The sequence below is a fragment of the Mycobacterium sp. UM_Kg27 genome (assembly GCF_000972905.1).
In the GTDB taxonomy this organism is placed as follows: domain Bacteria; phylum Actinomycetota; class Actinomycetes; order Mycobacteriales; family Mycobacteriaceae; genus Mycobacterium.
This window is the reverse complement of record NZ_JRMM01000069.1, coordinates 1-22,760: the sequence shown is the minus strand read 5'-3', so window position 1 is coordinate 22,760 and position 22,760 is coordinate 1. Positions and strand designations below refer to the sequence as shown.

Sequence of the window (22,760 nt, the reverse complement as noted above, 5' to 3'; positions counted from 1 at the left end):
TGTGTATAAGAGACAGGCGTAGCCGCGCACGCGGGATGCGCTGGCTGCCCCCAGCCGATCGAAAGAATGCAAAACCAGCGAAGTACCCTGGACTATCGATGCCCGAGAACCTTGCGATGAACAGCTCGCCGATCGTCATCGGAGACGAAGAGATCTTCGAAGCCCACACGGGCGGGAAGATCTCCGTCGACCTCAAAACCCCGCTGGACACCCAGCGCGCGTTGTCGATCGCCTACACCCCGGGGGTGGCGCAGGTCAGTCGCGCCATCGCCGCCGACCACACGTTGGCGGCCCGCTACACCTGGGCGCACCGGCTGGTGGCCGTGGTCAGCGACGGAACGTCGGTCCTGGGGCTCGGTGACCTTGGCCCGGCGGCGTCCCTGCCGGTGATGGAGGGCAAAGCGGCGCTGTTCAAGACCTTCGCCGGCCTGGACTCCATTCCGATCGTGCTGGACACCAAAGACCCGGACGAGATCGTCGAGACGCTGGTGCGGCTGCGCCCGTCGTTCGGGGCGGTGAACCTGGAGGACATCTCCGCCCCGCGGTGCTTCGAGATCGAGCGGCGCGTGATCGAGGCGCTGGACTGCCCGGTGATGCACGACGACCAGCACGGCACCGCGATCGTGGCCCTGGCGGCGCTGCTGGGTGCGGCCAAGGTGCTCGACCGCGACATCGCGTCGCTGCGGGTGGTGGTCTCCGGTGCCGGGGCCGCGGGTGTGGCGTGCGCGAACATCCTGCTCTCGAGGGGCATCTCGGAGATGATCGTGCTGGATTCGCAGGGCGTGCTGCATCCGGAGCGCTCCGGAATGAACGACGTCAAGCTCGAGCTGGCGCAGCGGACCAATCCTCGTGGACTTACCGGTGGTCTGGCCGAGGCGCTGGCCGGTGCCGACGTCTTCCTGGGCGCCTCCGGTGGCGTGGTGCCCGAGGAGCTGATCGCGTCGATGGCTCCGGGTGGGGTGGTGTTCGCACTGTCGAACCCCGATCCCGAGATCCACCCTGACCTGGCAGCCAAGTACGCGGCGGTGGTGGCGACCGGTCGCAGCGATTTCCCCAACCAGATCAACAACGTACTGGCCTTCCCCGGCGTGTTCCGTGGTGCGCTGGACGCCGGTGCGCGCCGCATCACCGAAGCGATGAAGTTGGCTGCGGCAGAGGCGATTTTCTCCGTCGTCGCCGACGAGCTGGCACCGGACCGTATCGTGCCCAGCCCGCTGGACCCCCGGGTCGAGCCGGCCGTTGCTGCGGCCGTCGCGGCGGCCGCAGAGTCCGCGTCGTAGAGCGCCCGGTGCCCAGGCGACATCACCTGCGCCGCCTGGCGCTGGGATGCGCGGCTGTGCTGATCGCCGGTTGTGGTGCCCATCCGGGGCCGCCGCCACTGGGCGTGGGCATGTCGCTGGATCCGCAGTCGCAGGTCCTGGGCCACCTGTATGCGAGCGCGCTGCGCGGTACCGGCGCCGCGGTGCTCCTTGAGGCCGTCGAAGATCCGGTAACCGGGTTGGACGCGGGGGAGTTGACGGTCGTTCCCGGTTTCACCGGCCGTTTCTTGGTGATGTTCGCCCGCGACTCGGTGGCGCGCTCCGATCGGGGCGTCTACCGGGCGTTGGCCGGCGCGCTGCCGGAGGGCCTCGCGGTCGGCGACTACGCGATGACCGCCGAGGACAAACCCACATTGGCCGTCACGAAGACGACCGCGACCGCGTGGGGAGGCACCGACTTGCCCACGCTCGTCGCGCATTGCGGCGGACTGACCGTCGGCGCTGTCGCGGGCGTGCGGGTCCCGCGCGTGGTGGGCCGGTGCACGCTCCCGAAGCTACGTGAGTTCGCTGATGACGCAGCGTTGTTCGCTGCACTGAAGGCCCGCCAGATCACCGCGGCATGGTCCAGTACCGCCGACCCCGACGTGCCGGAAGGCATGGTGCTGCTCGCCGACACGCGCCCCGCGCTGGTGCGCGCCGAGAATGTGGTGCCGCTGTATCGCCGTAATGAGTTGACCGAAGCCCAACTGCTGGCGGTCAATCAGGTGGCCGGCGTGCTGGACACCGACGCCTTGATCGAGATGCGCCGGCAGGTGGCCGACGGTGCCGACCCGCAGGCTGTCGTGGACGCCTTCTTGGACGAGCACCCACTCGGCAGATAGCCGGGCCTACTGGGGCCTGAGCTTGGGGAGGGCGAACGAGAAAAGGCGCTGGTAGCGCGAGCCCAGGACGCGCACGAGCAGGTCCAGCACTCGCGCGTCGTTTCCGATGAGCACGCGAGCCCGGTTCTTGCTGACGCCGTCGAGGATCACCCGGGCCGCCTCTTCGGCGGTGGTGGAGGCTAGTTTCCGGTCGAAGAAGTCGGCCATGGCCGCGGCGTCCAAACCCTCGGCGACGGTGGCGTTGCGCGCGATCGCGGTCTTGATGCCGCCCGGGTGCACCGTGGTGACCTTGACCGGGTGCTTGTTGATGGCCATCTCCTGGTTCAACGCCTCGGTGAAGCCGCGGACCGCGAACTTCGCCGCGTTGTAGGCGGCCTGGCCGGGCATGGCCAGCAGCCCGAACAAGCTGGAGATGTTGATGACGTGGCCGTCGCCGGACTCGATCAGATGCGGCAGGAAGGCCTTGGTGCCGTTGACCACGCCCCAGAAGTCGACGTCCATCACCCGTTCGATGTCCTTGAACGGGCTGATCTCGACGTCGCCGCTGAACGCGATGCCGGCGTTGTTGTAGATCTGGTTGACCTTGCCGAAGTGCTCTTTGACCTCTTCGGCGTAGGCGAGGAACGCTTCCCGCTCGGTGACGTCGAGGCGATCGGCCTTGACCCGTACCCCCAGCGCTTTCAGCCGCCGCTCGGTCTGGGCGAGCCCCTCGGTGTCGACGTCGCTGATCGCCAGTTGCGCTCCGGAGCGGGCCAGCTCGATGGCCAGCGCTTGACCGATGCCTGAGCCGGCACCGGTGACGACGGCGACTTTCCCCGCGAATCCCTGCATGTGCTCTCCCCAACGGTTGGTGGAACCCCGAGCGTATCCGGTACCGCTGGTACCGCATTGACTGCCCTCGGTGAGCGTGCGCAGTTGCCCAGCAAGACGCGGCGTGTTGCGCACAAACACGCACACTCGCCGGTGGCAAACACGCACACTCGCCGGTGGAAGGCCTAGCCGAATGCCGAGTCGATGATCTCCTGCTGTTCGACCGCGTGCACCTTCGACGACCCCGATGACGGCGCCGACATCGCCCGTCGCGAAATGCGCTTGACCCCGGTCAGCTTCTCCGGCAACAGCTCCGGCAGCTCCAGGCCGAACCGCGGCCACGCGCCCTGGTTGGCCGGCTCCTCCTGCACCCAGAAGAACTCCTTGGCATTCGGGTAGCGGTCCAGCGTTGCGGCGAGGCGGCGCTTGGGCAGCGGGGCCAACTGTTCGATTCGCACGATCGCGATGTCGTCCCGGCCGTCCTTGGCCTTGCGGGCGGCCAACTCGTAGTAGAGCTTGCCGCTGGTCAGCAGCACCCGGGCGACCTTGCTGCGATCGCCCACGCCGTCCTCGTAGGTGGGTTCTTCGAGCACCGAGCGGAACTTGACGTCGGTGAAGTCCTTGACGTCGCTGATCGCCGCCTTGTTGCGCAGCATCGACTTCGGCGTGAACACGATCAGCGGACGCCGGATCCCGTCGAGGGCATGGCGGCGCAGCAGGTGGAAGTAGTTCGACGGCGTCGAGGGCATCGCAATCGTCATCGAGCCCTCCGCCCACAGCTGCAGGAACCGCTCGACGCGTCCCGAGGTGTGGTCCGGTCCCTGGCCCTCGTGGCCGTGCGGCAGCAGCAGCACCACGTTGGACAGCTGGCCCCACTTGGCCTCGCCGGAACTGATGAACTCGTCGATGATCGACTGGGCGCCATTGACGAAGTCGCCGAACTGCGCTTCCCACAACACCAGGGCTTCGGGGTTGCCGACGGTGTAGCCGTACTCGAAGCCGACCGCGGCAAACTCGGAGAGCGGCGAGTCATAGACCAGGAACTTGCCGCCGCTCGGGGTGCCGTCGGCGTTGGTGGCCAGCAGCTGCAACGGGCTGAACTCCGCGCCGTTGGCCTGGTCGATGATCACCGAGTGGCGCTGCGAGAAGGTGCCTCGGCGGGTGTCCTGCCCGGACAACCGGATCAGCTTGCCTTCGGCGACCAGCGAACCCAGTGCCAGCAGCTCGGCGAACGCCCAGTCCACCTTGCCCTCGTAGGCCATCTCACGGCGTCGCTCCAACACCGGCAGGACCCGTGGGTGCACGGTGAAGCCCTCGGGAACGGCTAAGAACGCGTCGCCGATGCGGGCCAGCATCGCCTTGTCCACCGCGGTGTTCAGGCCGCGCGGCACCTGCTGCTCGGACTCCACCGACTCGCTGGGCAGCGCGGCGTGCTTCTCCAGTTCGCGAATCTCGTTGAACACCCGCTCCAGTTGGCCGTGGTAGTCGCGCAGTGCGTCCTCGGCCTCCTTCAGCGAGATGTCGCCACGGCCGATCAGGTCTTCGGTGTAGCTCTTGCGGACGCTGTTCTTGGTGCCGATCACGTCGTACATGTACGGGTTGGTCATCGACGGGTCGTCGCCCTCGTTGTGCCCGCGGCGGCGGTAGCACAGCATGTCGATGACGACGTCGGTGTGGAACTTCTGCCGGAAGTCCACCGCCAGTCGGGCCACCCAGTCGCAGGCCTCCGGGTCGTCGCCGTTGACGTGGAAGATTGGCGCGCCGATCATCTTGGCCACGTCGGTGCAGTATTCGCTGGAGCGTGAGTAGTCCGGCGCTGTGGTGAAACCGATCTGGTTGTTGACCACGATGTGGATGGTGCCGCCGACCCGGTAGCCGGGCAGCAGTGCCATGTTCAGCGTCTCGGCCACCACGCCCTGGCCGGCGAACGCGGCGTCGCCGTGCAGCATCATCGGGACGACCGAGAACGGCGGCTTGTCTTCGGTGCCCGAGGCGCCGCGGCCCAGCAGGTCCTGGCGAGCACGGACCAATCCTTCGAGCACCGGGTCCACGGCCTCCAGGTGCGACGGGTTGGCGGTCAGCGACACCTGAATGTCGTTGTCGCCGAACATCTGCAGGTACACCCCTGTGGCACCCAGGTGGTACTTGACGTCGCCGGAGCCGTGCGCCTCGGCCGGGTTGAGGTTGCCCTCGAACTCGGTGAAGATCTGCGAGTAGGGCTTGCCGACGATGTTGGCCAGCACATTGAGCCGGCCGCGGTGCGGCATGCCGATGACAACTTCGTCGAGGCCGTGCTCGGCGCACTGGTCGATGGCCGCGTCCATCATCGGGATGACGGTCTCGGCGCCCTCCAGGGAGAACCGCTTCTGGCCGACGTACTTGGTCTGCAGGAAGCTTTCGAACGCCTCGGCGGCGTTGAGCTTACTCAGAATGTATTTCTGCTGCGCCACAGTCGGTTTGATGTGCTTGACTTCGACGCGCTCCTGCAGCCACTGCTGCTGCTCGGGCTCGAGGATGTGGGTGTACTCGACGCCGACATGGCGGCAGTAGGCGTCGCGCAGCACCGACAGGATCTCGCGCAGCTTGCGGATGTCACCGCCGGGCAGGCCCTCGACTTTGAATTCGCGGTCCAGGTCCCACAACGTCAGGCCGTGGCTCTGCACGTCCAGATCGGGGTGGCTGCGGAACCGGGTGTTATCCAGGCGCAGCGGGTCGATGTCGGCCATCAGGTGGCCGCGGTTGCGGTAGGCGGCGATCAGCTCGACGACGCGGGCGTTCTTGTCGACGACCGAGTCCGGGTTGTCGGTGCGCCACCGCACCGGCTCGTAGGGGATGGACAGTTCGAAGAAGATCTCGTCCCAGAACGCGTCGGAGAGCAGCATCTCGTGCACCGTGCGCAGGAAGTCGCCCGATTCCGCGCCCTGGATGATGCGGTGGTCATAGGTCGAGGTGAGGGTGATGACCTTGCCCACCCCGAGTTCGGCGATCCGCTGCTCGCTGGCGCCCTGGAACTCGGCGGGGTACTCCATCGCGCCGACGCCGATGATCGCGCCCTGCCCGGCCATCAGCCGTGGCACCGAGTGCACGGTGCCGATGGTGCCGGGGTTGGTCAGCGAGATGGTCACCCCGGCGAAGTCCTCGGCGGTGAGCTTACCGTCGCGGGCTCGACGCACGATGTCTTCATAGGCGTCGACGAACTGCGCGAAGCGCAGCGATTCCGAGCCCTTGATGGCAGCCACCACCAGGGAGCGCTTGCCGCCGGCGCCTTGCAGGTCGATAGCCAGCCCCAGGTTGGTGTGGGCCGGTGTGACGGCGTTCGGCTTGCCGTCGACCTCGGCGAAATGCCGATTCATGTTGGGGAACTGCTTGACCGCCTGCACGATCGCGTAACCCAGCAGGTGGGTGAACGAGATCTTGCCGCCGCGAGTGCGTTTGAGCTGGTTGTTGATGACGATGCGGTTGTCGATCATCAGCTTGGCCGGCACGGCGCGCACGCTGGTTGCCGTCGGCACCTCCAGGGAGGTGGACATGTTCTTGACCACTGCCGCCGCGGCGCCACGCAACACCTGCAGCTCGTCGTCGGCGAGGGGTGGCGGTGCTTGCGAGGCGGCGGGCTTAGCGGCCGGGGCCGGTGCCGGCTTAGCGGCGGGGGCCGGTGCCGGCTTGGCGGTGGGGGCCGGTGCCGGCTTGGCGGCCGCTGCCGCGGGGGCGGGTGCTGCAGGAGCCGGGGCCGCCGGCTGCGCCGCGGTAGCAGGGCGGGCCCCCGCCGGTGCGGCCGCGCCGTCACCTTGTTGCGCGTCGGGCTTGTAGTCGGCCAGGAACTCATGCCAGCTCGGATCCACAGAGGAGGGATCCTCGCGGAATTTGCGGTACATCTCCTCGACTAGCCACTCGTTCTGACCGAAGGGTGAACTGATACCGCTCACGACAGCTTCTCGCCTCGATTCCTGGTCGTTTGGCGTGGCACTTGCGCCCGCACCCGCCTGCCTCATAAAGGCTAGCCCCTCGGAGATATTCCGCCAGGCTCGCGGCCGATTGTCCGCCGGCCGCGATCCCGCCGACGGTTATGCGGAGTGGGCTGGAGAGCCTGGGCCGTCGTGCAGGGTCGGCACCAGGTGCAAGTTCACCGGCCAGCGGCGGGCGGGGTCGCCGAACGCCTTGCGGGCATTGCTGATGATCTTCTTGCCCATCAGCCGGTTGCCGATGGCGCCGATCACAGCTCCCAGGCCGACCGGCAACAGCTTGCCGAACGCGAGCGCCCCGCGGCGCAGGGTGAAGCGCTTGACGAAGTACCGCAGCAGCCGGGAGTTCAACTCCTTGACCGCCGGCAGCGGCAGCGCGGCGACACCGGCAGATCCTTCGGCGAGCCACGCGCCGCTGGTGCGGCCCGGACCCAGCAGGTCGGCGAGCGCGCCCTTGCCCTGGTCGCCCACCAGCACCGCCAGCACCAGCGCGCGGCGCCGATCGCGGTTGTCCACGGGAATGCCGTGTACCTCCGCGACGGACAGCACGAAGAACGCGGTGGCCTCCAGGAAGACCGCGGTCTCCCCGGCAACCGCCGACAGCGCCATCAGGGTGCCGATCGCCGGCACGGCCGCGGTGGCGCCCACCGCGGCGCCGCTGGCTGTTGCCGCCGCCAGAAAGCGCTTCTCCAGCTTGGCGATCACCTGGGCCGGGTCGGCATCGGGATCAGTTCGCCGTAGGCGCTCCACGTAGGCCCGCACCGCCGGACCCTGCACCCGCTCGCTGCGCTCGATGACCCGCGCCAGCACCCGCGCCGCCATGGTCGGCTTCTCCTCGTCGAAGGTCGGCGCCGGTACTTGCGCCGGCCGTCGCCGTCGAAAGATGCCCATGGTTGCCTCCCGTTCGGACTCGGTGGAGTTCAGGCTAACGCGCTGCCGTTTGTTTACCCGTTTCAACGGACGCGATCGTCACCCGCAGCGAACAGCGCCGTGGCGATCCGAGTTGTTCCCGTCATTATCTGTCCGTAGCGTCGCAGTGAGGTGGGTTGATGCCCCGAACGGCACCGCGCAGCGACGGGAGGGCGGCGCTTGAGCAGCACGTATGACGACCCGGTACGCGCGATCGCGCGTACCGGTCCGGCGCGCGCGGCTGACCCGGTAAATCCGTGGAATGCCCTGTGGGCGATGATGCTCGGCTTCTTTGTGATCTTGGTGGATTCCACGATCGTGGCCGTCGCCAACCCGAGCATCATGTCGGCGCTCGACATCGGCTACGACACCGTGATCTGGGTCACCAGTGCCTACCTGCTGGGCTACGCGGTACCGCTGCTGGTCGCCGGTCGTCTCGGCGACCAGTTCGGGCCCAAGAACCTGTACCTGATCGGGCTGGCGGTGTTCACCGCAGCGTCGCTGTGGTGCGGACTTGCCGGGAGCATTGAGATGCTGATCGCCGCCCGGGCGGTCCAGGGTGTCGGCGCCGCTCTGTTGACCCCGCAGACCTTGTCGGTGATCACCCGGACGTTCCCTCCGGACCGCCGCGGCGCGGCCATGAGCGTGTGGGGGGCGACCGCCGGGGTTGCCACCCTGATCGGACCGCTGGCCGGCGGCGTGCTGGTCGACCGGCTGGGCTGGGAGGGGATCTTCTTCGTCAACGTCCCGATCGGCGCCATCGGCCTGGTGCTGGCCATCGTGCTGATTCCCGACCTGCCGGTGCACCGGCACCGCTTCGACGTCCTCGGCGTGGCGCTGTCGGGGGCCGGAATGTTCCTGCTGGTCTTCGCCCTGCAGGAAGGCGAGTCGCAGGGGTGGGCGCCCTGGATCTGGGCGCAGATCTTCGGCGGCGTCTGCTGCATGGTGGCTTTCGTCTATTGGCAGGCCGTCACCGACGGCGAGCCGTTGGTGCCCCTGCACATCTTCCGTGACCTTGACTTCGGGCTGGCCAACATCGGCGTGGCGGTCGTCGGCTTCGCGGTCACCGGGATGGTGCTGCCGGTGATGTTCTACGCGCAGGCGGTGTGCGAGATGTCACCCACCCGTTCTGCGCTGCTGACCGCCCCGATGGCGATCGCCAGCGGCCTGCTGGCACCCATTGTGGGAAAGATCGTCGACCGCGCTCATCCCCGGGCGGTGGTCGGTTTCGGCTTCTCGGTACTGGCGATCGGGCTCACCTGGCTGTCCATCGAGATGACCCCGGTGACCCCCATCTGGCGGCTGGTGCTGCCGTTTGCGGTGATCGGGGTTGGCATGGCGTTCATCTGGTCGCCGCTGGCGGCCACCGCCACCCGCAACCTTCCGCCGCATCTGGCCGGTGCCGGGTCCGGGGTCTACAACGCGACGCGCCAGGTCGGGGCGGTGTTGGGCAGCGCCGGTATGGCCGCGTTCATGACGTCGAGGATCGCCGCCGATCTGCCGCCGATGCCAGGCGGTCGGCCCCCCGAGCGTGCTTCCGCGGTCTTGCAGCTGCCCGAGTTCCTTCACGAGCCGTTCGCCTTGGCCATGTCGGAGGCGACGCTGCTGCCGGCGTTCGTGGCGCTCTTCGGTGTGGTGGCCGCGCTCTTCATGGTCGGCTATGTCATCGACCCGGCCCGCCGCAGCGACCGTGGCACCGGTGCTGACTATTTCGACGACCTCGACGACTTCGACGAGCCGGACGACTTCGAGGCCCTCGATGACCGCGACGAGGATCCCGGTAACACCAGAGCGCCCGAACGCGTCAGCCTGCCGCGACACTTCCACGCCCCGAAGGCCGAACCCGAGGTCGTCGAACGCACCGAGCCGATCCCGGTTGTCGCGCCGAAGCCCCCCCGAGCCCGTAGTCCGCAGGACTCCGCCACCGAGCCGCTCACCGTCGAGATTCCGCGGGCACCGACGTTGATTGCCGCGGCCGAACCGGCGCCACTGCACCACAACGGCGTTGACGTCGATGCGGGTCGCCATCTGCGCACGCTCCCCAACGGGAGTGCGGTACCTGACGTGCTGGCCAAGTTCGGGATCACCGGCAACAATCCGACCCGCCGAAATCGGCACTATCGGGAGGACCCCGACGACACCGACGCCTTCGGGCGGCATTCACGGCGCGACAGTCGGTTCTAGGGGACGCGGCCGGTCACCGGGTGGTGTTGCCGACGATCTCCACCGCGTTGCCGTTCCAGTGGAATTTCACGATCCCGGCCAACCCCGGTATGCCGCTGGCGTTTCGCAGCGCAACCGTGTCGCCGGTGGACTGCGCCACGTCGATACCGCTGAATCCGTAAGTGTCTGGCACGGCTTGGGGAAGGAATTCGCCGCGGTGAAACAGCACCGCACGGGTACTGGGGTGTTCGGCGTTGGTGTTGGCCTTGACGATCACCGCAGAGATGTCGGCACAGGTGTTGTAGTTGCCGGCCAGCGGCTCCGGACTCCACGGCTGCTTGCTGCGCGGGTCGTGGGGCAGCTCGGAGACGGCCTTGGCGATCGCCGGCGCGGCCAGATTGACCGCGCACGGGTCGGCGGGGGCCGGGCTGCCCGATGTTGCGGACGCGGTGGTGGGGGGCGCTTCCGGCGGCGCGGCGGCCGGGATGGTGTTCTCCGGGGTTTTGGCGACGGTGGAGTCGCCCGAACCGCAACCGGCCAGCAGAGCTGCGGCCAGTGCGGATATCACGGCCAACGGTTTGGCGGCACCCAACACACCGGGCACCGTACCGGCCGGGCGCGGGGAACCGGGGGAGGCGCGGCCGAGCACCGATGTCGGTAGCCCTGCGCCGGCGAGCAACAGTGGCAGTAGCTGGGCCGCTTTGCCCGTAGACTGCTAAGCGCTATGACCTCGCCTGATGCCCCCGCTGAGCCCTTCCCAGATACCACCGGGTCCCTTTCGGACCCACCTGCTGGTTATCTTCCCGACCCACCCGCCCCGACCTTCGCCGACCTGCAGATCCACCCCTCGGTTCTGAAAGCTGTCGTCGACGTCGGCTATGAAACGCCCTCGGCGATTCAGGCCGCCACCATCCCGGCCCTGCTGGAGGGTTCCGACGTGGTCGGGCTGGCCCAGACCGGTACCGGCAAGACCGCCGCGTTCGCCATCCCGATCCTGTCGCGCATCGACACCACCAGCAAAGCCACCCAGGCGCTGGTGCTCGCGCCCACTCGCGAGTTGGCTCTGCAGGTCGCCGAGGCATTCGGGCGCTACGGTGCGCATCTGCCAAGGATCAATGTGCTGCCGATCTACGGTGGCGCCTCCTACACCGTGCAGCTGTCCGGGCTGAAGCGCGGCGCGCAGGTCGTGGTCGGCACTCCGGGCCGGGTCATCGACCATCTGGAACGCGGCAGCCTGGACTTGTCGCACCTGGACTACCTGGTGCTCGACGAGGCCGACGAGATGCTGCAGATGGGATTCGCCGAGGACGTCGAGCGCATCCTGGCCGACACTCCCGAGCACAAGCAGGTGGCCCTGTTCTCGGCGACCATGCCGTCGGCTATTCGCCGCATCACCAACCGCTACCTGCACGACCCCGTCGAAGTCACCGTCAAGGCGAAAACCACCACGGCGGAGAACATCTCCCAGCGCTACATCGAGGTCGCCGGGCCACGCAAGATGGACGCCCTGACTCGGGTGCTCGAAGTCGAGCCCTTCGAAGCGATGATCGTCTTCGTCCGCACCAAACAGGCCACCGAGGAGGTTGCCGAAAAGCTGCGCGCCCGAGGGTTTTCCGCGGCGGCGATCAACGGTGACATCGCGCAGGCGCAACGCGAGCGGACCATCGCCGCGCTCAAGAGCGGCAACCTCGACATCCTGGTCGCCACCGATGTCGCCGCCCGCGGACTGGACGTGGAGCGCATCTCGCACGTCGTCAACTACGACATTCCCAACGATCCCGAGGCCTATGTGCACCGGATCGGGCGCACCGGACGAGCCGGGCGTTCGGGAAGCGCGCTGCTATTCGTCAACCCGCGGGAACGCCACCTGCTCCGGCTGATCGAGAAGGTCACGCGGCAGAAGCTGGTCGAGGCGGAGCTGCCCAGCGTCGACGACGTCAACGCCCAGCGGGTCGCCAAGTTCGCCGACGCGATCACCAACCATCTTGGAGCGTCGGGCATCGAGTTGTTCCGCCGACTGGTCGAGGACTACAGCCGCGAGCACAACGTGCCGATGGCCGACATTGCCGCCGCGCTGGCGCTGCAGTCCCGTGACGGCGAGGCGTTCCTGATGGTCGAGCCGCCGCCGGACAAGCGACGCGAACGCATCAAGCCGGATCGCGACGACCGCAGAGGCGACCGCAAGGGCCCGCCGAAAGACGGATTCGCCACCTATCGGATCTCGGTCGGCAAGCGCCACAAGGTCAACCCGGGTGCGATCGTCGGGGCACTGGCCAACGAGGGTGGCCTGAATCGCAGCGATTTCGGCAATATCAGCATCAAGGTGGACCACTCGGTGGTCGAGCTGCCCGCCAAATTGTCCGGCAAGACCCTCAAGGCGTTGGAGCAGACCCGGATTCAGGGCCAGCTAATCAACCTGCGTCGCGAACGGCCCTCTGGTAAACCCGATCGCCGCGGCGAGGGCGGGTACCGGAAACGGACCGAATGACCCTGCCGCGCGACGACGTCGCCCAGGGCGGGCTCGAGCAGGTCGCTGGAGTGGATCGGGTCGCGTCGCTGACCGGCGTGCGTGCGGTCGCCGCGATCCTGGTGGTCGGAACACATGCGGCCTACACCACCGGCAAGTACACCCACGGCTACGCCGGGTTGCTGGGTTCCCGGATGGAGATCGGGGTGCCGATCTTCTTCGTGCTCTCCGGTTTTCTGCTGTTCCAGCCGTGGGTGCGAGCCACCGCATTGGGGCAGCCGGACCCATCGGTGCGCCGGTACGCCTGGCACCGGGTGCGGCGCATCATGCCCGCCTATGTCGTGACGGTGCTACTGGCTTACGTGATCTATCACTACCGCACCGCCGGCCCGAACCCCGGCCACAGCCCGATCGGGTTGCTGCGGAACCTGACACTGACCCAGATCTACACCGACAACTACATGTTCGGTTATCTGCACCAGGGTCTCACCCAGATGTGGAGCCTCGCAGTCGAAGTCGCCTTCTACGTACTGCTGCCGCTGCTCGCCTACGCGGCGTTGGTCTGGCTGTGCCGCCGACAGTGGCGGCCGGGGCTGCTGCTGGCCGGGCTGGCTGCGGCGGCGGCGATCACGCCGGCCTGGTTGACGCTCGTACACACGACCGATTTCCTGCCCGACGGCGCCCGGCTGTGGCTGCCGGGCTATCTGGCCTGGTTCGTCGCCGGGATGATGCTCACGGTGCTGCGGGCGATGGGTGTGCGCTGTTACGGCTTCGTGGCGATTCCGTTGGCGCTCATCTGTTATCTCATCGCTTCCACACCGATCGCGGGGGAGCCGACCACATCACCGGCCAAACTGTCCGAGGCCTTGGTCAAGGCCGGGTTCTACGCGGTGATCGCCGCGTTGCTGGTGGCGCCGCTGGCGTTGGGCAATCGCGGTTGGTACGCGCGGCTGTTGGCGAGCCGACCGATGGTGTGGCTGGGGGAGATCTCCTATGAGATCTTCCTGGTTCACCTGGTGCTGATGGAGGTGGTGATGGTCGAGGTGCTGCGCACTCCGGTCTACACCGGCTCGATGCTGGCGCTGTTCGTGCTCACCATGCTGGTCACGGTGCCGGTGTCGTGGCTGCTGCACCGTTTCACCCGGGTGCGGGCCTGAGCCGTGTTCCGGGCCGGATCGGTGGGCACGTGCCCGGCCGGACTATTGGCACAGTTGCCCGGCTTTGAGCGACAAATCGCGGGGGACTCGTCCACGCACGCGCAGTTGTCGCTCAGAGGCGGGCCATCCTCCTATTCCCCCGAGCCGACCCGCGCCGACCTGAGCCGTCCCGGCGAGACCACAACCGGTACCACGAACTGCGTCAGCATTTCCCGCTCGTCGTCGGCGTCACGACCGGGGAAGCTCAGCATCGACGTGACCACGCGCACCACCCATCGGGCGCGTTGCGCAACAGCGTCGCTGTCCTCGGCGCCCAATGCGGACAGAAACGACGCCACCATCACGGTGATGACATCGGACTGCGCGGCCATCGCGGCACCGATCGGTGGTCCGGTCTCGGCGAACCATGACGCCAGCGCGGGGTTGCCGCGCACCAGCGCCAGGGATTCGGTGATCCCGGCGACCAGCCGGTCCGCCGGGTCGTCGATGCCGGCCAGCCGTCGCGTCAACTCGTGATAGAGCGCATTGGCCCAGCGGTGCACGTAGGCGGTGTGCAGCGCGTCGCGGCTCTCGAAGTACCGATACAGCGTGGCGCGGGAGCAGCCTGCGGCGCGGGCGATCTCATTCATGCCCACCGAGGCGGGGTCCTGTTCGGCGAACAGCTTTTCCGCCGCGTCGAGAATCTTCTCGGTGGCCAGCTCGCCACGCTGATCGGACAGCCAGGACCGGCCGGCCATCACGATCCTGCGGTGAAGGGAACCGACAGTGGACGTCGCACGTAGCTGCCGCCGGACCACACGATCCCGGCTTCGTCGATCGTGTAGTTCGGGCAGCGGGCCATCAGTTCCTCCAACGCCACCCGCGCCTGCATCCGGGCCGCCTGGTTGCCGATGCAGTGGTGGGCGCCGTAGCTGAAGGTGAGGATCTGGTGGGGCTTGCGCCGCACGTCGAGTTCGCCGGCGTCCGGCCCGAACTGTCGTTCGTCGCGGTTGCCCGAGCCGTAGAGCAGCAACACCTTACGGCCCGCCGGAATGGTGGTGTCGCCGACGAGGGCGTCCCGGGTGGTGGTGCGTGCCAGTCCCTGCACGGGCGAGGTCAGCCGCAGCAACTCCTCGACGGCGTCGCGGATCAGCTCGGGGTTCTCCACCAGCAGCTGACGCTGATCCGGGTGCTGCTGCAGCAGTTGCACTGAGCCGCCGAGCATTCCAGTCGTCGTATCGTTGCCGCCGGTGACCATGGTGAAGGTGAAAGCCAGCACCGACAGCAGTCCCTTGATGTCGCCGTCGGCGCCCAACCCGGCAGCCACCAGATGCGAGACCGTGTCGTCTTCGGGCTCGGTGCGGCGGCGTTCGATGAGCGCGCCGAAGTAGGCCATCATCTCTCCGACCGCGTCCCCGGCCGAGGCGACCCCGTCTTCGCTGACGGTGGCCGCGACCACCGCGTCGGTCCAGCGGTCGAACTGGCTGCGGTCCTCCTCCGGTACACCGAGGTAGTGCGCGACCACCATCGACGGCAGCGGTTTGAACAGCTCGCCGACGATGTCCCCGGTGCCGCCGTTGGCCCGCAGCCGCTCGATGCGTTCGACGACGAACTCGCGGACCTTGGGCTCCAGCAACTCCACCTGCCGCGGCATGAAGCCACGGGCCACCAGCTTGCGAAACTCGGTGTGCACCGGCGGATCCTGCATCACCATCGGCGGGTTGTCGGCCAGGCCGATCAGTTCCAGCTCGCGGTAGTTGACGGTCAGCCCCTGGGCGGACGAGAACGTCTCATGGTCGGCGGCGGCGGCCCAGATGTCGGCATGACGGGACAGCACGTAGTAGTCCTGGTCGGGTGCGTCCGGCGGGACCACCCGGTGGACCGGGTCGTGGTCGCGCAATGCGGCGTACATCGGCCAGGGATTGGGCCAGGTGTCGGCGTTGCCGAGCTCAAACTTCGGATGAGACATCGTGGTCGTCATGTCTCATTGATACGACAGCGGCATGCGCGTGTCAATGGCCAGGTGCGTTCAGATGCCCGAACCCGGATTCAGGATGTTCAGCGGGTCGAGTGCGGCCTTGACGCGCTGGTTCAGTGCCATCACGTCGGGACCCAGCTGCTCGCCCAGCCACGGTCGCTTCAACCGCCCCACGCCGTGCTCGCCGGTGATAGTGCCGCCCAGCGTCAAGGCCAGCTCCATGATCTCGCCGTAGGCAAGCTCGGCACGACGCACCTGATCGGGGTCGCGCGGGTCGTGCACGATCAGCGGGTGCGTGTTGCCGTCGCCGGCATGCGCGATCACCGAGATCAGCAACCGGCGCTCCGCGGCGATCTTCTCGATACCGGTGATCAGCTCCGCCAACCGCGGCACCGGCACCCCGACGTCCTCCAACAGCAACGGCCCCTTCGCCTCGACCGCCGGAATGCAGAACCGCCGGGCCGCGACGAAGCCTTCGGCTTCGACCGGGTCATCGGTGGAGAACACCTCCTTGGCGTGGTGCGCGTTGAACACCTGGGCCATCAACTCGACATCCTCGGCGCCCGCGTGACCGCGCTCGTCGGAGGCCGCCACCAGCATGGCCGCTGCCTCGCGGTCCAGGCCCATGCGCAGCTGGTCTTCTACGGCGTTGATCGCCGCCGAGTCCATGAACTCCAGCATCGAAGGGCGCAGCCGCCCGGACACGTCGAGCACCGCCTCGGCAGCGGCGGTCACCGAGGCGAAAGTGGCCACCACCACAGCCGATTTCGACTGAGCGGGCAACAGTCGCAGGGTCACCTCGGTGACCACCCCGAGGGTGCCCTCGCTGCCGACGAACAGCTTGGTCAGCGAGAGTCCGGCGACGTCTTTGAGGCGGGGTCCGCCCAGGCGCACCGCGGTGCCGTCGGCCAACACCACCTGCAGGCCCAGTACATAGTCGGTGGTCACGCCGTACTTGACGCAGCACAGCCCGCCGGCGTTGGTGGCGATGTTGCCACCGATGCTGCAGATCTCGAACGACGACGGGTCCGGCGGGTACCACAGTCCGTAGGCGGCGACGGCCTTCTTCACCTCGGCGTTGAACAGGCCCGGCTGGCACACCGCGGTACGGGTGACGGGGTCGACGGTGATGTCGCGCATCTTCTCGGTACACAGCACGATCCCGCCGTCGATCGCGGTGGCGCCGCCGGACAGGCCGGTGCCCGCGCCGCGAGTCACCACCGGCACCCGGTGAGCGGTAGCCCATCGCATGACCGTCTGCACTTCTTGGGTGCGCAGCGGGCGCACCACTGCCAAGGGCTGGCCCGCCATCGGGTCCAGCGCTTTGTCCTGGCGATAGCCGGCGGTGATCGTCGGGTCGGTGACCACCATGCCGTCGGGGAGTTCGGTTATCAGCTGGGTCAGCGCCTCGGCGATCACCCAGGTGATCCTAGCCGCGGCATCTGGCGGGACGCCCCCGCGCAGGAGCGGCCAGCCGCGGTCAGCTGGTGACCAGTCCGCCCAGGGTGCCGATGAGCCCCAGCGCCGGATCCAGCAGGTATGCCTGGACGCCGGTCACGTCGAACAGCAGTTGGACGGCTTCGCCGATCGGGCCGGCGATCGCGGTGAAAGCGGTGAAGGGGTTGATGTAGTCGTTGAGCCAGGAGGCCACCTGCGCGTAGGGAGCGCCGATCTCGTCGGCCGACCAGGCGCGAGCGTCGTCGAAGAGTCCCATCAGCTCGGCGTAGCCGGGCAGGTCCAGGCCGATGAGATTCAGTGCGTTGTCGGCGCCCTGCACGCTCGCCTGCGCGAACTGGAGCGCGAAGGTCACCGGGTCGAGTGTCGGGATCAGCTGTGCCGGCGTCGGCTCTCCGAAAGGCACGGATCTGTCGTATCCGGCTTCGACGATCACCCGCAGCGCCGGTTGCACGACGTCGAGCCACGACTCGGGCACTCCCAAGGTGCGCAGCGGACTCAGCAGCGGCAATTCGGCGGTTGGGATGAAGTAGAAGGTGGTGTCGCCGGTGATCTGCTTGACGATCTCGGTGGAGCCCAGCACGTACTCGTCGACAAACGGGCCTGTCATGGGCTCCGACGGGGGCCACACCGCGGGAACCAACTGCGGCAGAGGCCCACCGCCGTAACCCCCGTGGGTGTAGATGAATCCGAGCAAGGCGTTGAAGTCGGCCACCAGGTTGATGGGAAATTGCGGGAAGTCCGAATTCGCGTCGTACTGCGCGGTGACGTCGATGGTGGCGATTCCGCCGTTGGTCGGCTCGGCCCCGTTGAAGTCCAGACCGGGCATCCCCGGGATCACCAACCCCTCGAACCGCTCCAGGAAGCCCCCGTTGGGGCGGTTGCCCGAGCCGAGCAGGAAAAAGGTGACATCGGGGGCGGGTTGCCCCGACTGCATCAGGTTGATCTTTTCCAGGACCGCGATCTGGGCGCTCTGCGAATACCCCGACACCAGGTAGGGCCGGCCGTCGGGCTGTTGAGCCATCGCAGCCTGAAGGTTCGCCAGACCGGTGGGAATCGACGTGCTGGCACCCGATGCCGGATAGGGGACCGTCACCGGGGTGTAGGTGCCCCCGGTTGCGGGATCGATGTAGTCGCTGACGATCGCTTCTTGCCAGCGCTGACTGGGAGTCGGCATGAAGGTGCCGCCCATGACCAACGCCGTCAGCGCATCCTCAGGGCTGTCGGCGTGGGCCGGTGCCACCGGCCCGGCGAACAGGAGCAACGTGGCGCTCAGCACTGTCGGCACAAGCCGCTCGGAAAGTCGGCGCAAGCCCATGGTCAGCCCTTCTCCGCCTCAAGGTCGGTCAACTATGTCTGAGAAACTCTCAGAAAACAAGGCTGCCTTCCCGCCCCGCCCCGTCGGCATGCAGAGTGAGGCAATGCTGAAGCACCCCCGCACCGGTCAGCCGTTCGACTCGCCGGTGCCGCCCGGGGCAGGCTGGCCCGGCGATCCGGCAACCCCGGAAACGCCACCGGCTGCCGATGCCGCACAGGTGGTGCGGCTGGCCGACCAAGTCGAGTCGATCGACGAACTCGACGCGCTGATCAGCGTCTGCCGGGCCTGCCCCCGACTGGTGACTTGGCGTGAGCAGGTGGCCGTGGTCAAGCGAAAGTCCTTTGCCGACCAGCCGTATTGGGGGCGACCGGTGCCCGGCTGGGGCTCCTCGAAACCCAAGATCGTGATCGTCGGATTGGCGCCTGCTGCCAATGGCGCCAACCGCACCGGCCGCATGTTCACCGGCGACCGGTCTGGCGACCAGCTGTATGCGGCGCTGCACCGAGCCGGTCTGGTCAACCAGCCCACCAGCGTCGACGCTGCGGATGGGTTGCACGCCAACGGCATCCGGATCATCGCGCCGGTGCGCTGTGCCCCACCGGACAACGCCCCGACCACCGTCGAGCGCAACACGTGCGCGCCGTGGATCGACACGGAGTGGCAGTTGATCGCGCCCCACGTGCGGGTGTTGATCGCGCTAGGTGGCTTCGCCTGGCAGGTCGCACTACGGGTTGCCGCCGACCCGGTGCCCAAACCCAAGCCGAAGTTCGCCCACGGCGCGCTCGCCCAGCTCGGTCCGGCATTGCGGCTGCTGGGCTGTTATCACCCCAGTCAACAGAACATGTTCACCGGACGGTTGACCCCGGCGATGCTGGACGACATCTTCGCGCAAGCGTCGGTGTTGGCGGGACTATCCGGCTGAGTTCCGGTGTTGATCAGTAGCGTGCGTCTTTCCGTTCTTGATCTCGTCCCCGTCCGCACCGACCAGTCCACCGCCGATGCGCTGGCGGCGACGGTACGGCTGGCCCAGACCGCCGACCGCCTCGGATTCACCAGATACTGGGTGGCCGAGCATCACAACATGCCCTCGGTGGGCGCTACCAGCCCGCCGGTACTGCTGGCCTACCTCGCCGCGCAGACGGCGCGGGTGCGGCTCGGCTCCGGTGGGGTGATGCTGCCCAACCACGCCCCGCTGGCCGTTGCCGAACAGTTCGCGCTGCTGGAGGCCGCAGCGCCCGGCCGGATCGACCTGGGGATCGGGCGGGCCCCCGGATCGGACCCGGTCACGTCGGTCATGCTGCGCTCCGGCCGGGGCGACGAGGACATCGCGAATTTCCCCGACTATCTCGACCATGTCCGGGCGATGATGAGCAGCCGCGGCGTGCAGGTCCAGTTGCGTGACGGCGACTACCTGCTCAAGGCCACCCCGGCCGCGGTCGGCGAACCGCGGCTGTGGCTGCTGGGGTCGAGCATGTATTCGGCGCGGCTGGCCGCGGCCAAGGGCCTGCCGTACGTGTTCGCCCACCATTTCTCCGGCCAGGGCACCGCGGAGGCGCTGGCCTACTATCGGCAGAATTTCACGCCCAGCGAAGTGTGTTCCGCACCGACGACGTTTCTCACCGTCAACGCGTCTGTTGCCGAAACCCGTGACGAGGCAACGGCGTTAATGCTGCCCAACCTGCAGATGATGGCTCGGTTGCGGACCGGGCGACCGCTGGGCGCGGTTGATCTGGTCGAGGACGCGCAGGCGGCAGCGGTCTCCGACTCCGAGCAACGCATCATCGACAGCGGGTTGCGGCGCGCGGTCGTGGGCACCCCGGCCGAAGCGGCCGAGCAGCTCAGCGCGCTCGCCGAACAGTTCGCCGTCGATGAGGTGATGGTCAATCCGGTCGCCTCGGCGTATCGCGGCACCGACCCGGCCACGACACCCGGCCGCGAACGCACCTGCGAACTGCTGGCCAAAGAGCTGCTCTAAGGCCTAGCGGCTGATGATGGTGGCGCCGTAGCCGCTGGGCCGGTAGTCGATGTAGACCGGGTTCACCGAGAAGGGGTAGTAGCCGCTGTTGGCCGCCCCGCCCGACGTCACATAGGGACCGTTGTTGGTGGTGGTGTAGGAGTACAGCAGGGTGCTGCCGTCGGCGTTGTACACCGAGATCACCGTGCCGGCGGGCACCTGCGAGCCGACCCCGAGTTGCGGGAACAGCGATTGCGGGATGCTGCCGTACATGCCGCCGGAGTCGATCGAGGTCGTGACGGCCACCGGGGGAGCGCCGTTGATGGAGATCATCGTGTCCACGTAGGGCGATCCGGAGACGGAGGTCTCGGGGTCCAGCGGGTTCGGTCCGAAAATCACTTGGCCGGTCTGCTCGTCGATGAGCACGCCCTGGTTGAGCGCACCGGGCAGCGCCGAGATGATCGTCGACGTGCCGGCATAGCCGTTGTTGGGACCGATGCCCAGGACTCCGACGATGCCGTATTGGTTGAAGTACTGCGTCATCAGTGCATTCGACGCTGGACTGACCACGTTGACGCCGGTGGGGTCGGTGACGATCTCTCCCGAGCAGGCCACTTTGTCGCAGAAACCCACCGTGGTGCTGTAGGTCTGGTAGGCGTAACTGTTGTTGCCCAGTCCGGCGTAGCTGGCGCTGCCCGTCAGCAGCACGCTGCCGAGGCTGCCGGGGTTGCCGACTGCACTGTTCAGAATCGTCAGGCCGGTGGAGCCGGTGTCGATCTGCACCGGCACCGGCGGACCGCCGTTGATCGAGATATAGACGATCGGGCTGATGCCGCCGCTCTGCAGGTACAGCGGAATGGTGACGTTGACCGGGCCGTCGGGGCCACCCCGCTCGCCGGAGGGCAGACCACCGGAACCGGTACCGCCGTCACCCCCGGCGCCGTTGGCGCCGTGGTTGCCGACCGACCCACCGCTACCGCCGTCGCCGCCGTCGCCACCGTCACCACCGCGGGCACCCGTTCCGCCGGCGGCCACCGAGCCCGCACGTCCGCCGTCGCCGCCGTCACCGGCCGCTCCGCCGTGGACGTTCGTTCCGGTCAAGGTGGTATCGCCGCCGTCACCACCGTTACCGCCGTGGCCCCCCGCGCCGGCATTGCCGCCGCTGCCCGCGTGCGCACCCACACCTGCGGCGCCGCCTGCACCGGCGTTCCCTCCGGCGCCGCCGTTGCCGCCGTTGCCACCGCTGGAGCCCTGCGCGTAGTAGCTGCCGAGGGCGTCGCCGCCGTTGGCGCCTGCGCCGCCCACACCGCCGTTGCCGCCGGTGCCGCCGTTGAAGCCGGTGTCCCCGATGCCACCGGCCCCGCCGGATCCCGCGGCGCCGCCCTTGCCGCCGGCCCCGCCGATCCCGACCGGAGCCTTGTTGATCCCCGGCTGCGCGTAAAGCCCGGAGCCGGGCGATCCGCCGTTGCCGGCCGCACCACCATTGCCGCCGTTGCCACCGGTTCCGCCGGCGCTGTCATCGCCGGCCCCGCCGGTGCCGCCGCCACCACCGGTACCGCCGTTGGCTCCGGCGCCGCCGTTGCCGTTGGTGCCGAACCTGCCGTGTTCACCGATGGCGGGGTTACCGGCGTAAGCCGAACCGCCCGCACCGCCGGAGCCGCCGGCGCCGCCGTTGCCGCCGGTGAAGCCGGTGCCGCCGCCGAGCGCACCGGTGTCGCCGAGCCCGCCGTTGCCGCCCACGCCGCCGGCTCCGCCGTCGCCGCCGCTGCCGTACTGCACGTTGTTCGCCACGTCGAGGGTGGCGATGCCGTTGCCGCCGCCGTTGCCCCCGGTTCCGCCCGCGCCGCCGGCGCCGCCATTGCCGGTGCCAGCACCATGGGCGGTGACGCTGCTGCCGCCCGCCCCGCCGGCCCCACCCTTGCCGCCGTTGCCGCCACTGCCGGGCAGGGTGGCGCTGGGGGGCAGTTGGCTCTGGTCCACGCCGCGACCGCCGTTGCCGGCGTTGCCGCCGGCCCCGCCCTTGCCGCCGTTGCCGTCGCCGAGTGAATTGCCGCCGGCCCCGCCCTTGCCGCCGCTGCCGCCGTTGCCGGCATTGCCGTTGTTGACGACGGGGTTGCCGTTGGCGCCGTTCGCGCCGTTGCCGCCGTTGCCGCCCGCGCCGCCGTCGCCGTGCAGGCTGCCGGTCCCGCCGGCACCGCCGTTGCCGCCGTTGGCGCCCGGGGTGACGGCGTTGAAGCCGTTGCCGCCGGCGCCGCCGTTGCCGGCGTGCGCAGTCGATGCCGACCCGTTGGTGCCGGAGACGCCCTGGACGGAGCCGGTACCGCCCGCTCCGCCGAGGCCCCCGGCTCCGACTTGGCCGCCGTTGCCGCCGCGGCCCCCGTTCGGGGTGCTGGCGTTGCCATTAGCGCCCTTACCGCCGTCGCCGGGGTTGCCGCCCGTGCCGCCGTTGCCGCCGTTGCCGCCCGCGC

Annotated in this window: 16 protein-coding genes; 7 read left to right on the top strand and 9 right to left on the bottom strand. The window is 68.4% G+C overall.

The window, feature by feature from the left end; genetic code table 11:
- Window positions 1–98 precede the first annotated feature (98 nt).
- Complete coding sequence (locus tag LI94_RS12410) at window positions 99–1,280, top strand: NADP-dependent malic enzyme (RefSeq protein WP_036457563.1); 1,182 nt, start codon at window positions 99–101, stop codon at window positions 1,278–1,280.
- Between the two features lie 8 nt (window positions 1,281–1,288).
- Entirely contained in the window at window positions 1,289–2,140 is an 852-nt protein-coding gene (locus LI94_RS12405) for a glycine betaine ABC transporter substrate-binding protein (RefSeq protein WP_239651214.1), read from the top strand.
- A 6-nt stretch (window positions 2,141–2,146) separates the two neighbouring features.
- Here LI94_RS12405 and LI94_RS12400 read toward each other — a convergent pair whose 3' ends face one another.
- The 3 genes from LI94_RS12400 to LI94_RS12390 all read right to left on the bottom strand — a co-directional run bounded on the left by LI94_RS12400 (window position 2,147) and on the right by LI94_RS12390 (window position 7,803).
- Complete coding sequence (locus LI94_RS12400) at window positions 2,147–2,971, bottom strand: SDR family oxidoreductase (RefSeq protein WP_024441688.1); 825 nt, start codon at window positions 2,969–2,971, stop codon at window positions 2,147–2,149.
- A gap of 164 nt (window positions 2,972–3,135) precedes the next feature.
- Window positions 3,136–6,876 carry a multifunctional oxoglutarate decarboxylase/oxoglutarate dehydrogenase thiamine pyrophosphate-binding subunit/dihydrolipoyllysine-residue succinyltransferase subunit gene (locus LI94_RS12395; protein ID WP_046301377.1) on the bottom strand — a complete coding sequence of 1,247 codons (3,741 nt, stop codon included), beginning with the start codon at window positions 6,874–6,876 and terminating at the stop codon, window positions 3,136–3,138.
- Between the two features lie 138 nt (window positions 6,877–7,014).
- Entirely contained in the window at window positions 7,015–7,803 is a 789-nt protein-coding gene (locus LI94_RS12390) for a hypothetical protein (protein WP_046301376.1), read from the bottom strand.
- Between the two features lie 294 nt (window positions 7,804–8,097).
- Here LI94_RS12390 and LI94_RS12385 point away from each other — a divergent pair, with 294 nt between their 5' ends.
- Window positions 8,098–10,005 carry a DHA2 family efflux MFS transporter permease subunit gene (locus tag LI94_RS12385; protein WP_082105746.1) on the top strand — a complete coding sequence of 636 codons (1,908 nt, stop codon included), beginning with the start codon at window positions 8,098–8,100 and terminating at the stop codon, window positions 10,003–10,005.
- A gap of 13 nt (window positions 10,006–10,018) precedes the next feature.
- Here LI94_RS12385 and LI94_RS12380 read toward each other — a convergent pair whose 3' ends face one another.
- Window positions 10,019–10,576, bottom strand: a complete 558-nt coding sequence (locus tag LI94_RS12380; RefSeq protein ID WP_082105745.1) for an LppP/LprE family lipoprotein — start codon at window positions 10,574–10,576, stop codon at window positions 10,019–10,021.
- A gap of 132 nt (window positions 10,577–10,708) precedes the next feature.
- Between LI94_RS12380 and LI94_RS12375 the strand changes: the two genes are divergently transcribed.
- Complete coding sequence (locus LI94_RS12375) at window positions 10,709–12,472, top strand: DEAD/DEAH box helicase (RefSeq protein WP_082105744.1); 1,764 nt, start codon at window positions 10,709–10,711, stop codon at window positions 12,470–12,472.
- Window positions 12,469–13,608 (top strand): acyltransferase, encoded by a 1,140-nt coding sequence (locus LI94_RS12370; RefSeq protein ID WP_024443887.1) that lies wholly within the window; start codon window positions 12,469–12,471, stop codon window positions 13,606–13,608. The genes LI94_RS12375 and LI94_RS12370 overlap by 4 nt, the downstream gene beginning before the upstream one ends.
- A 131-nt stretch (window positions 13,609–13,739) precedes the next feature.
- Here LI94_RS12370 and LI94_RS12365 read toward each other — a convergent pair whose 3' ends face one another.
- The 4 genes from LI94_RS12365 to LI94_RS21895 all read right to left on the bottom strand — a co-directional run bounded on the left by LI94_RS12365 (window position 13,740) and on the right by LI94_RS21895 (window position 18,308).
- Entirely contained in the window at window positions 13,740–14,345 is a 606-nt protein-coding gene (locus tag LI94_RS12365) for a TetR/AcrR family transcriptional regulator (protein WP_046301375.1), read from the bottom strand.
- Window positions 14,345–15,568, bottom strand: coding sequence for a cytochrome P450 (locus LI94_RS12360; protein ID WP_164518039.1), 1,224 nt, complete (start codon window positions 15,566–15,568; stop codon window positions 14,345–14,347). The genes LI94_RS12365 and LI94_RS12360 overlap by 1 nt, the downstream gene beginning before the upstream one ends.
- A gap of 48 nt (window positions 15,569–15,616) precedes the next feature.
- Window positions 15,617–16,936 (bottom strand): FAD-linked oxidase C-terminal domain-containing protein, encoded by a 1,320-nt coding sequence (locus tag LI94_RS12355; protein WP_125079785.1) that lies wholly within the window; start codon window positions 16,934–16,936, stop codon window positions 15,617–15,619.
- 109 nt (window positions 16,937–17,045) lie between these two features.
- Entirely contained in the window at window positions 17,046–18,308 is a 1,263-nt protein-coding gene (locus tag LI94_RS21895) for a PE-PPE domain-containing protein (protein WP_192830965.1), read from the bottom strand.
- A gap of 118 nt (window positions 18,309–18,426) precedes the next feature.
- On the opposite strand from LI94_RS21895, the gene LI94_RS12345 reads away from it, so the two are divergent.
- Entirely contained in the window at window positions 18,427–19,260 is an 834-nt protein-coding gene (locus LI94_RS12345) for a uracil-DNA glycosylase (RefSeq protein WP_046301373.1), read from the top strand.
- Between the two features lie 21 nt (window positions 19,261–19,281).
- Window positions 19,282–20,313, top strand: a complete 1,032-nt coding sequence (locus LI94_RS12340; RefSeq protein WP_046301378.1) for an LLM class flavin-dependent oxidoreductase — start codon at window positions 19,282–19,284, stop codon at window positions 20,311–20,313.
- A gap of 3 nt (window positions 20,314–20,316) precedes the next feature.
- Here LI94_RS12340 and LI94_RS25075 read toward each other — a convergent pair.
- Window positions 20,317–22,760: PecA family PE domain-processing aspartic protease (locus LI94_RS25075; RefSeq protein WP_046301372.1), on the bottom strand; the 2,444-nt coding region annotated here is incomplete at its 5' end.

Bases quoted from the DNA above. Each gene is read 5' to 3' on its own strand.
- LI94_RS12410 (WP_036457563.1), top strand. From the start codon at position 99: ATGCCCGAGAACCTTGCGATGAACAGCTCGCCGATCGTCATCGGAGAC.
- LI94_RS12400 (WP_024441688.1), bottom strand. From the start codon at position 2,971: ATGCAGGGATTCGCGGGGAAAGTCGCCGTCGTCACCGGTGCCGGCTCA.
- LI94_RS12390 (WP_046301376.1), bottom strand. From the start codon at position 7,803: ATGGGCATCTTTCGACGGCGACGGCCGGCGCAAGTACCGGCGCCGACC.
- LI94_RS12385 (WP_082105746.1), top strand. From the start codon at position 8,098: ATGATGCTCGGCTTCTTTGTGATCTTGGTGGATTCCACGATCGTGGCC.
- LI94_RS12375 (WP_082105744.1), top strand. From the start codon at position 10,709: ATGACCTCGCCTGATGCCCCCGCTGAGCCCTTCCCAGATACCACCGGG.
- LI94_RS12370 (WP_024443887.1), top strand. From the start codon at position 12,469: ATGACCCTGCCGCGCGACGACGTCGCCCAGGGCGGGCTCGAGCAGGTC.
- LI94_RS12365 (WP_046301375.1), bottom strand. From the start codon at position 14,345: ATGGCCGGCCGGTCCTGGCTGTCCGATCAGCGTGGCGAGCTGGCCACC.
- LI94_RS12360 (WP_164518039.1), bottom strand. From the start codon at position 15,568: ATGACGACCACGATGTCTCATCCGAAGTTTGAGCTCGGCAACGCCGAC.
- LI94_RS12355 (WP_125079785.1), bottom strand. From the start codon at position 16,936: ATGGTGGTCACCGACCCGACGATCACCGCCGGCTATCGCCAGGACAAA.
- LI94_RS12345 (WP_046301373.1), top strand. From the start codon at position 18,427: ATGCAGAGTGAGGCAATGCTGAAGCACCCCCGCACCGGTCAGCCGTTC.